Here is a 10,179-nt window from a genome sequence, read left to right as displayed (position 1 = left end):
TAAAATATGCAAAATTTAAATGATTTGAGTAACTATGAAAAAAATCTTTTTAATCTTTTTATTTTTAATTTCTTCACTTTTTTCAAAAAACATAAATTTAAATGAAAAAGAGATTAATTATTTAAAAGAAAAAAAAACTATAACTATGTGTGTTGACCCAGATTGGGAACCCTTTGAAAAAATAAATAAAGAGGGATTTCATGAAGGTATAGCAGCAGATTTAATAAAATTAATTTCAGAAAAATTAAAAATAAAAATTAAGTTAATTTATACAACTAATTGGGATGAAAGTATTCTTTTTTCAAAAGAGAAAAAATGTGATATTTTAAGTTTTTTAAATGATACTCAAAAGAGAAGAGAATGGCTAACATTTACAGATGTTTTATTTGAAGATCCAAATGTCCTTGTTGGAAGAGTTGAAAGAAAATATATTGAAGATATTTCAAAAGAAAATTTATCAATAGCACTTCCAAAAGAGACAGCAATGGCTGAACGTTTTGCAAAAGATTTTCCAAATCTTACAATCATACCAACAGATAGTGAAGATGAGGCATTTAAACTTGTAGAAGAACAAAAAGCAGATTTAACGCTTCGATCTATGATAGTTACGGCTTACACTATCAAAAAAAATGGAATATTTAATCTTAAAATAATTGGTGAACCTAAAGGATATGAGAATAATCTAAGAATTGGTGTAAGAAAAGATGAACCAATTTTAAGAGATATATTAAATAAAGCTATAAATAAAATCACAAAAAAAGATATAGATAACATTATAAATAAATATGTAACTATAGTAATTGAAAAAACTACCACTTTTACGGTTGCTCTTTGGATTTTAGCTACTTTATTAATTGCTGTTTTTATAATTCTTTTGTGGAATTATATGCTGAATAAAAAAGTAAAAAACGAAATTAAGAAAAATCAAAAACAACAACAGCAATTAATAGAACAAAAAAGAAAAGCAGAAATTGGAGAACTACTAGGCAATATTTCTCATCAATGGAAAAATGGTTTAACACAAATATCTTCATTGAATTTAGAGATGATTTTAATGTATGAACTAAAAGAAAATTTTATTAATAATGAAGCCTTTTATGATAGATTAAAAGATACAGAAAATTCTATAAAATTTATGATTGATACTATGAATACATTTTTAAATTATTATAAAGAAGAGAATCATTTTTCAGAATTTAATATCAAAAACAATATAAATGAGGTTTTAAAATTAGTTGATATTGAAATAAAAAATTCTAAAATTGATATTAAAATAATTGAAAATTTTCCTTTAAAAATAAGTGCTAATAAAAATGAATGGATGCATATTTGGTTAAATTTATTCACAAATTGTATTAAAATTTCTAAAATTAGAAATATTGAAATTCCGAAAATTGAAATACTTATAAATGAAAAAAATATAATTTTTAGAGACAATTGTGAAGGTTTCAAAAAAGATATATTAAAAACAATCCTAAATAATGAACAAAAAGGATTAGGATTAAAAATGAGTTCTAAAATATTAGAAAAAAATGATTGGGGAATAATCATAGAAAATTCTAAAACAGGTGCAAAAATCACTTTATTTGATAAAAAATAATAATCGTGATATAAAAATGATATTTGTTTTTTATAATTATTAAAAAAAGGTTATAACTTTGATTAAAAATATAAATATATTAAAATCATTATCAATTCTTTATGCAGAAGATGACATAGTAATTAGAGAAACTATAACAAGAATTTTAAAAATGTTCTTTAAAGAAGTTTTTATTGCATCTGATGGAAATGAAGCATTAAAAATCTATGAAAATAAAAAACCTAATGTTCTTATGTTAGACTACGTTATGCCTAATTTAGATGGATTCCAAACAGCTAAAATTATAAGAGAAATAAATAAAAAGATTCCTATTATTCTTGTGAGTGCATATACTGATAAAGAAAAGTTACTAAATGCAATTGAAATTAATTTAATAAAATATTTAGAAAAACCTATTTTATATGATGACTTAATAAATGCATTTGATAGTGTAATACATTTTTTAGAAACTAATAATTTAATTCTTACAAAACTTGATGAAAATACTTGTTATTCATTCATTACAAAAAATATTATAAAAAATGAACAAGAAATATCACTAAGTAAAAATGAAATACTATTCTTAGAGCTTTTATTGGATAAATCAAATCAATTAGTTACAAAAGAGATTATCGAAAATATTGTTTTTAAAGAAAATGTTGATGAAAATACATTGAGAAATATGGTTTATAGATTAAGAAAAAAATTAGATACAGAAGTAATAATAACTATTAAAGATTTAGGATATTTAATTAGAATCTAAAGAAGTAGTAAAAACTACTTCTTTAGTTACAAAAAATTAAATTAAATCATTTTATCTCTTTTTTTACCTTCTTTTACTATAACTGATCTGTCAACCCTAAAACATACTCAGAAATAAATATCCCTAAGCATCAATTTCTTTTTGTAACAATTTTTGTCTTTCTTCAAACTCTACAGGTGATAAATTATTATTTGCACTATGACTTCTTTCTCTATTATAAAATACTTCTATATATTCAAATATTGATCTTTTTGCTTGTTCTTTTGTATGATAAATCTCATGATGAATTAATTCTGTTTTTAGTGTATGGAAAAAACTTTCTGCAACTGCATTATCATGACAATTTCCTTTTCTGCTCATACTTTGAATGATTTCATGTCTTTTTAATAAATCTTTATGTTCATAAGATGCATACTGACTTCCTCTATCTGTATGCCAAATTAATCCTTTATCAGGATTTCTTAAAATAAGAACCATCTTTAAAGCATCATTTACAAGTGAAACCTTCATCGTTTCATCCATACTCCAACCAACAATTTTTCTTGAATATAAATCAATTACCGTTGCAAGATACAAACATCCTTCACTTGTTTGAGTAATTTATTCTCTGCTCGTAGTTGTTTTAGCTCTGCAAGTAATTCTTGTTGTGAGGATTTAGATTGATTTTTAGTTTCATCAATAGGAGTTGTTATATTATTCTTTTTTTTATAAACTTTAATCCAATTATAAATTGTTTTATCATTTATACCAAGATCTTTTGCAATTTGCATTGCTGACTTTTCGCTATTCAAAATCAATTGAACAGTTTCATCCCTAAACTCTTTAGTATATTTACTATTTCTCATTTTTTCTACTTCTTTCATACTTATTATTTTAACTTAGAAGTTTTTAAATCTCTAAGTATGATTTAGTGTAGCCGGATCAGATATTCTTGGAATGGATGGAACTTTTGTAGGTGGCTGATTTAGGTATTTTTTGTAAACGGATTCTTACTAATAATTTAAAATCATTATAGCAAAAATCTAAGATATTAGAAATATAAAAGAACAGTATATTAATTTATTGTTCTCTCATAGCTTCATCTTTATATCTAATCATTGGAGAGATAATGTATTCAATTAATCTTCATCAAATGCTGCTAATTCTTTTTCAGACAAACCTTTTATTATCTCTTCAAATTCTGTATCAGTTGCCATTTTTTACTCCTAAAATAAGTCTAAAGTTTTAAAATATTTATTCATTTATAATTCTTCTAATTTTCAAAATATGGAAGTATTTCATTTATTTCTTCTTTTAAATTAGAACAATTAGTTAATGTTTTCAATAAATTATTTAACCAAAAAGATTTTTCAAATATATATTTTATTTTAGAATTATCTTGAACTTTTAAATCAAGATGAAGTTTTTTCATATCTTTTATATTTTTAAATAATTCTTGATATTTTGGGTTTTCGCAATTTATTCTATGAGTTTGATTTCCATCTATAATTGATATATATGTTAAAAATATTATCTTAAAATATTTATTTTCAATTAACTGTTTTTTATTAGATAAATTGGTATTTTTTTTTATATATTCATTGTAATTTAAATAAATACTATTTATATCTTCTAAATATTTTTTATCTAATATTAATTTAGATTGTTTTTTTTCTAAATAATTATCTATAAAGCTATTTACTAGACTCAAATATTCTGTAAGTAAATTATTCATAATCTGTAACTTATTATCTGTTATTAGTGAAGTATCATATTTGAATTCAAGTGTTCCTAATCTTGTGATTTTATATAGTATATCTTCATAATATTTTTTATATTCTTCTTCTGTTTTTAATTTTTTTTCATAATCCAATGATATATCATTATTTGATGTCTTAACACCTATTCCATATATTTTTCTATAAAGTAACATATACCAAAATACATCTTCTGCTGAATTTTCAGGAAGTAAAGATTTTCCTTTTTCATAATCTGTATTCATTTTATTTAATAATGGTTTCATCAAAAAACTATCATAATTTACAAAGTTATGTAATCTTTCAATATATGCTGCTACTCCCATAGCATTTATAAAATATTCTGTTGCTTCTGGATTTGAAGATAATTGTGGTTGAAACATATCTTTTATTGTTTTTGTTTGGATTTCATATTGAAAAATAGCTAATGAACCTATAAAAAGAGTTACTAATATAAAAATTCTTAGTTTTAAACTTTTTATTTGAAATATTTTTTTAACTAATTGTTTAACCATTTTTATTTTTTATCCTTCAAATTTTTAAAAACAAACTATAACTTTTCCTTATTATAAACTTCTATTTATATTATAATAACAATTATCATTTACAATAATACATAATTTTTTCTTAAACTTCATTATTTTATAATACTTTTTTTAAATATTTTATTATTTTATGATTTATTTTTTAGAGTATAAAGGATTTTTTTTTAGTATTCTAATTCATTATTTCATTTACTAAGGTACTTTCTATATTCACTGTAAAATCAGCCACCTACAAAAGTTCCATCCATTCCAAGAATATCTGATCCGGCTACACTAAATCATACTTAGAGATTTAAAAACTTCTAAGTTAAAATAATAAGTATGAAAGAAGTAGAAAAAATGAGAAATAGTAAATATACTAAAGAGTTTAGGGATGAAACTGTTCAATTGATTTTGAATAGCGAAAAGTCAGCAATGCAAATTGCAAAAGATCTTGGTATAAATGATAAAACAATTTATAATTGGATTAAAGTTTATAAAAAAAAGAATAATATAACAACTCCTATTGATGAAACTAAAAATCAATCTAAATCCTCACAACAAGAATTACTTGCAGAGCTAAAACAACTACGAGCAGAGAATAAATTACTCAAACAAGTGAAGGATGTTTGTATCTTGCAACGGTAATTGATTTATATTCAAGAAAAATTGTTGGTTGGAGTATGGATGAAACGATGAAGGTTTCACTTGTAAATGATGCTTTAAAGATGGTTCTTATTTTAAGAAATCCTGATAAAGGATTAATTTGGCATACAGATAGAGGAAGTCAGTATGCATCTTATGAACATAAAGATTTATTAAAAAGACATGAAATCATTCAAAGTATGAGCAGAAAAGGAAATTGTCATGATAATGCAGTTGCAGAAAGTTTTTTCCATACACTAAAAACAGAATTAATTCATCATGAGATTTATCATACAAAAGAACAAGCAAAAAGATCAATATTTGAATATATAGAAGTATTTTATAATAGAGAAAGAAGTCATAGTGCAAATAATAATTTATCACCTGTAGAGTTTGAAGAAAGACAAAAATTGTTACAAAAAGAAATTGATGCTTAGGGATATTTATTTCTGAGTATGTTTTAGGGTTGACAGATCAGTTATAGTAAAAGAAGGTAAAAAAAGAGATAAAATGATTTAATTTAATTTTTTGTAACTAAAGAAGTAGTTTTACTACTTCTTTACTATTTTTTTGCTTTTTTCTTTTTATGTCTATTTATAAATAACATAAATCCAGTTATTACAAAAAGTGCCATTAAAGATGAAGCTAAAAACATACCAATTTGACCAATAATCCCAAAATACTCACCTGTGTGTAAAGGCAAAATACTTCTCATTAATTGTTCATTTAAAGGTTTTTCTTTAAATCTATCATCTTTTAATAATTGCCAAGAATTAATATCTAATTCTAAAGTATTTGAATGTCTAAAATAGTCTGATTTATCATCTAAATAAGTAAAACTATAAATCGTTCCTTTTTGAGGTAATCTAACTATAAATGAATAATAATCTTTTTGAATAAAAATATTAAACATATCTATAGCTTTTTGAACATCAGCAAATTTGGATTGAGAATTTTCTTCTCTCCTTTGAACTTGTATTTTTGAATTTTCTCCCATTTGAGAAATATCTCTTTTTGGTTTTTCTCCTCTAGGTGCTTGTGCTATTGGCTTTTGTTCTACTTTTTGCCCCTCAACTTTTTGCTGTTCTTTTGGAGGCATCATTCTTTGAGGTTTTTCAACACCTGCGATTTTATATAACATTGTATTATACCAACCATAAGACCAGTAAAGTCCAGTTAATGCAGCAAGCAAATAAAATGGTATAACCCACATTCCTATTGCACTATGCATTGTTGATAAAAATGCTCTACCTTTATGTTTAAATTTAAAAGTAAAACTTTTGAAAAAAGAGTGTTTAATTCTTCCCCAATAAACAATAATACCACTAATCACAAGAACAATTAATGCCACAGTTGAAATAGCAACAGTTTGTTTCCCAACTTCTCTTGCATCACCTTCTAAGGCTAACCATCTATGCAATCTTAACATCAATGAAAAAAACTCTTTACCTTTTAAATCAGGTAAAATTTCTGCTGTATAAGGATTTAAATAATAATTTACTCCTCTTCTAGCCTCTTTTCCTTCTCCTATTCCTGCTACATTTATTACTACAGACGAACTTGGTTCATTAGTAATAGAAACACTATTTATTTTTGCTTTAGGATTTATTGCTTGAAATTTTTCTAATAACTCTTTTGTTGATAATTTAGTTTTATTTTCTGGAACACTTACAATAAAACTATCTTGATTTATAAATCTTGTTATCTCTTTTTCAAAAGATAATACCGCCCCTGTTACTCCAACAACAAAAAGAACTATCCCTGCTGTTATTCCTAAAATCCAATGTATCTTAAACCATATTTTTTTATGCATATTTTACTTCTTTATCTTTTTATATTCCAAGGTATACCTTGTTCTGCATTTATAGTATATGTGATTGAGTGAATTGTTTTATCATATTCCTTTCCATCAATTTCACCTTTTGTTTCATCTTCAAAATTTGCTTGAATTAAATATTTTCCTATCCAAGGTGTATGAATTGTAAATTCACCTTTATCATCTGTATCAAATGTTTTTTCCCAACCAGTTGGAGAAATAACTCTAATTTTAGATTTTTTTATTGGTTCATTTTTGAAAACTATTTTAAAAGTATTACTATTTTCTTCGATTGGAATAATGTCAAAATCAGTAACAACCTCAGTATTTGTTCTTCCTGATTTTGAGTAAGCAATTTTATTTTCTACAACTTCCGAGTTTCTAGCTTTTCTAGGTTCAGAAGTTCTAACAACAGTTATATCACTTCTTCTATTTAATGTATAAGTAATATTGTTATTATTTCTTTTAATTTCTTTTAGTAATTCAGTAGGATAAACCACACCTTCTTTTATCCTAGAAAATTTTTCACCACTTTCTAATTGTTTTCCATCAAAATGTCCAAAAAACAACTTTGCCTCATCTTTTTTATCATCTAGTTCTAACCAAATTTCATGGGCATTTAAACTAATTGTGGCAAAAAGTGATAAGAATATCAAATAAACTAATTTTTTCAAAGTAACTCCTCTTTTTTTAATGTGCAAATTTTAACTTATGATTTTTAACGGTTTTTTAACAAAAATGATAATTGTTATTGAAATTAAATTATAAAATAAAAAAAGATAAGTAGAAAATTACCTATCTTTTTTAAAATTTTATATTTTATTTAACTATTCTAAAAAGTATAATTTGCACTTATCCAAAAGTTTCTACCAGCAGTGATATTACTATATTGTTCATAGTAATAAGGTGTTCTTCCTGAACCTTCTGCAACTGCATTATATTCCATAAAATCTTTATCAAATAGATTATTAACTCTACCATTAAAAGTTAAATTTTTATTAACTTTATATGAAGAACCTAAATTCCAAATAGAATAATCTTTATAATACAAATCTTTATACTCATTTCCTACTTTATATCTTGAATTAAATCTGTTAACTTCTCCTGAATATTGTAAATAAGTATTAAATTTCGTTGTTGCTTGCCAATCTAAAGTGGCATTATACATTTGTTCTGGACTACTTCTTAAAGGTTTTCCATTTGTACTTGAATCATCTGATTCTATTTCAGAATCCATATATGTCCAATTTGCTTTAATAGATAAATTATCTAAAATAAAATATTTTCCTGCAACTTCTAAACCTTTAATCGTTGCTTTTCCAACATTTTGTTTCATCGTAGGGTCATACCCTAAAGCTCGCCATTCATCACCTATAGAACCTATAACATCACCACTCTCGATTTTATCTTTAAAATCATTTTGAAATAATGTTACATTAAAATTATGTTTATTTTCATGTTCATAATAAGCTGCTAATTCATAACTTACAGACTCTTCAGGTTTTAAATCTGGATTTCCAATCATAGGAGATGTACCTTGCCCACCAAATCCTGTAATACCTTCTTGTAAATCGGTAGTTTTAGGAGTTTTATATCCAGTTGCAACTCCTCCTTTTAATGTCCAATTATTAGTTACATTATAAGTTAAATATGCTCTAGGACTTACATGACTTCCAAAATCTTCATGCTTATCATATCTTGCACCAAGAGTAAGAGTTAAAGGTTCTATAATATTCCAATTATCTTCTGCAAAAAATCCATATTGATAATATTCTTTTGTAAGATTTGACTTTCCTTCACTCATTCCAAATACACCATCTTGTAATTCTGCTTTTAGATATTCAGTACCAACAACAACAAAATGGTTATTTAATGGCATCTCATATTTTGCATTAAATGTTGTATTTTTAGACTCTAAAGTTCTAGTTGGTCTTGGCATAAGTGCAACAAAATAAGGATCTTGCATAGCTGCATCTAAATTTGCCCAATTAGATTTATTATCTTTAATATATTGTCTTTGCTCTGCATTTAAAGGTAAACTTCTTCCTAAATTTGAAGATTCTATATGATGAACGCCTATTGTACTCTTACCAAAATCCCAGTTTGCTTCCCAATTTAAAGCATATTGTTCTCTTTCCATTCTTTGAATTGGAGCATATCCAACTCTTTGAGTACTAAATATAGTATCATAGCTATCAACTGTTCCTACACTACCATTTGTATTATCATATTTTTGTTTAGCTATATCGAAATCAGCTTTGATTGTATGATTTTCATTTGGAGTGAAAGTTAAACCTGCACCAAATGTCCAATTTTGGTTATCCATTGTTTTACCATTTGCACCAAAACTACTATTTGATTTACTTGAATCTTTTCCATTAAAACTATCTTTAGCCCATTCTGGATTTGATTCTTCATTATCATAATAACTTCCTCTTAAACTTAAGCCCAATTTATCTTTTATAAGAGGTCCCATAATAGAGAAATCTGTTGTATCTCTATCTCCCCAATAACTTTCTGTTTGAAAAGTTCTACTATGATTTATAGAACCTGTCCATTCATTTGATATCTTTTTAGTAATAATATTTATTACACCACCCATTGCATCTGCACCATAAAGTGTAGACATTGGTCCTCTTACAACTTCTATTCTTTCTACCATAGACACCGGTGGAATATTTGCAAATTGTAAACCACCAAAGTCATTTGGATAAATATCTCCATTATTATTTTGCTTTTTACCATCAATTAAAACAAGTGTATAATCAGCCCCCATACCTCTTATACTTACCGTACCTTGTCCAGATTTATCTGTACTTTCACCAATATCAACACCTTCTATATCTTTTACAGCATCTAATAGATTTGTGTAGGTTTTTTTTTGTAAATCTTCTTGAGTTATAACTGAAATACTTGCAGGGGCATCTGTTATTTTTTGCTCATATCCTGAAGCAGAAGATACTACTTGAACTTCATCTAGTGTTGTAGTTTCATTTGCTAATAATGTTTGAGTAACCAACAATACTGCAACTGAACTTGCAATTTTAATTTTCATAATAATCCTTGTTAAGTTTTGATTTTTAGCTGGCTACTTGTAGAAAATGTACTTTTGCTTG

At 25.1% G+C, this 10,179-nt stretch carries 8 protein-coding genes and 2 pseudogenes; 4 read left to right on the top strand and 6 right to left on the bottom strand.

Annotated features, from left to right (window positions below):
• Positions 1–34: 34 nt before the first annotated feature.
• Positions 35–1,600, top strand: a complete 1,566-nt coding sequence (locus tag ABLL_RS04475) for a transporter substrate-binding domain-containing protein (RefSeq protein ID WP_014473590.1) — start codon at positions 35–37, stop codon at positions 1,598–1,600.
• Between the two features lie 58 nt (positions 1,601–1,658).
• Positions 1,659–2,342 carry a response regulator transcription factor gene (locus tag ABLL_RS04470; protein WP_014473589.1) on the top strand — a complete coding sequence of 228 codons (684 nt, stop codon included), beginning with the start codon at positions 1,659–1,661 and terminating at the stop codon, positions 2,340–2,342.
• 123 nt (positions 2,343–2,465) lie between these two features.
• On the opposite strand, the pseudogene ABLL_RS04465 reads toward ABLL_RS04470, so the two are convergent.
• From ABLL_RS04465 to ABLL_RS04455, 3 genes and pseudogenes are all read right to left on the bottom strand, one after another.
• Positions 2,466–2,933: pseudogene (locus ABLL_RS04465) on the bottom strand (IS3 family transposase); the annotation flags it as partial.
• Positions 2,900–3,187 (bottom strand): transposase, encoded by a 288-nt coding sequence (locus ABLL_RS04460; RefSeq protein WP_258239378.1) that lies wholly within the window; start codon positions 3,185–3,187, stop codon positions 2,900–2,902. The pseudogene ABLL_RS04465 and the gene ABLL_RS04460, both read right to left, overlap by 34 nt.
• A gap of 407 nt (positions 3,188–3,594) precedes the next feature.
• Entirely contained in the window at positions 3,595–4,593 is a 999-nt protein-coding gene (locus tag ABLL_RS04455; RefSeq protein ID WP_014473588.1) for a hypothetical protein, read from the bottom strand.
• A 351-nt stretch (positions 4,594–4,944) separates the two neighbouring features.
• Between ABLL_RS04455 and ABLL_RS04450 the strand changes: the two genes are divergently transcribed.
• Both ABLL_RS04450 and ABLL_RS04445 read left to right on the top strand, forming a co-directional pair.
• Positions 4,945–5,250 (top strand): transposase, encoded by a 306-nt coding sequence (locus tag ABLL_RS04450; RefSeq protein ID WP_014473587.1) that lies wholly within the window; start codon positions 4,945–4,947, stop codon positions 5,248–5,250.
• Positions 5,217–5,684 (top strand): annotated as a pseudogene (locus ABLL_RS04445) (IS3 family transposase); the annotation flags it as partial. The gene ABLL_RS04450 and the pseudogene ABLL_RS04445, both read left to right, overlap by 34 nt.
• Positions 5,685–5,809: 125 nt before the next feature.
• On the opposite strand, the gene ABLL_RS04440 reads toward ABLL_RS04445, so the two are convergent.
• The 3 genes from ABLL_RS04440 to ABLL_RS04430 all read right to left on the bottom strand — a co-directional run bounded on the left by ABLL_RS04440 (position 5,810) and on the right by ABLL_RS04430 (position 10,118).
• Complete coding sequence (locus ABLL_RS04440; RefSeq protein ID WP_014473585.1) at positions 5,810–7,060, bottom strand: PepSY domain-containing protein; 1,251 nt, start codon at positions 7,058–7,060, stop codon at positions 5,810–5,812.
• 11 nt (positions 7,061–7,071) lie between these two features.
• On the bottom strand, positions 7,072–7,737 hold the full coding sequence (locus ABLL_RS04435; RefSeq protein ID WP_014473584.1) for a hypothetical protein: 666 nt from the start codon (positions 7,735–7,737) through the stop codon (positions 7,072–7,074).
• Between the two features lie 158 nt (positions 7,738–7,895).
• The gene (locus tag ABLL_RS04430) at positions 7,896–10,118 is read right to left on the bottom strand and encodes a TonB-dependent receptor domain-containing protein (protein WP_014473583.1); all 2,223 of its coding nucleotides are present in this window, start codon (positions 10,116–10,118) and stop codon (positions 7,896–7,898) included.
• Positions 10,119–10,179 lie beyond the last annotated feature (61 nt).

Source organism: Arcobacter sp. L, from assembly GCF_000284235.1.
GTDB classification, from domain to species: Bacteria; Campylobacterota; Campylobacteria; order Campylobacterales; family Arcobacteraceae; genus Aliarcobacter; species Aliarcobacter defluvii.
This window is presented reverse-complemented; position numbering and strand designations above follow the sequence as displayed.

What these genes read in the sequence shown, in the direction of transcription:
- ABLL_RS04475 (WP_014473590.1), top strand. Translation starts at nt 35, where the DNA reads ATGAAAAAAATCTTTTTAATCTTTTTATTTTTAATTTCTTCACTTTTT.
- ABLL_RS04460 (WP_258239378.1), bottom strand. Translation starts at nt 3,187, where the DNA reads ATGAGAAATAGTAAATATACTAAAGAGTTTAGGGATGAAACTGTTCAA.
- ABLL_RS04455 (WP_014473588.1), bottom strand. Translation starts at nt 4,593, where the DNA reads ATGGTTAAACAATTAGTTAAAAAAATATTTCAAATAAAAAGTTTAAAA.
- ABLL_RS04450 (WP_014473587.1), top strand. Translation starts at nt 4,945, where the DNA reads ATGAAAGAAGTAGAAAAAATGAGAAATAGTAAATATACTAAAGAGTTT.
- ABLL_RS04440 (WP_014473585.1), bottom strand. Translation starts at nt 7,060, where the DNA reads ATGCATAAAAAAATATGGTTTAAGATACATTGGATTTTAGGAATAACA.
- ABLL_RS04430 (WP_014473583.1), bottom strand. Translation starts at nt 10,118, where the DNA reads ATGAAAATTAAAATTGCAAGTTCAGTTGCAGTATTGTTGGTTACTCAA.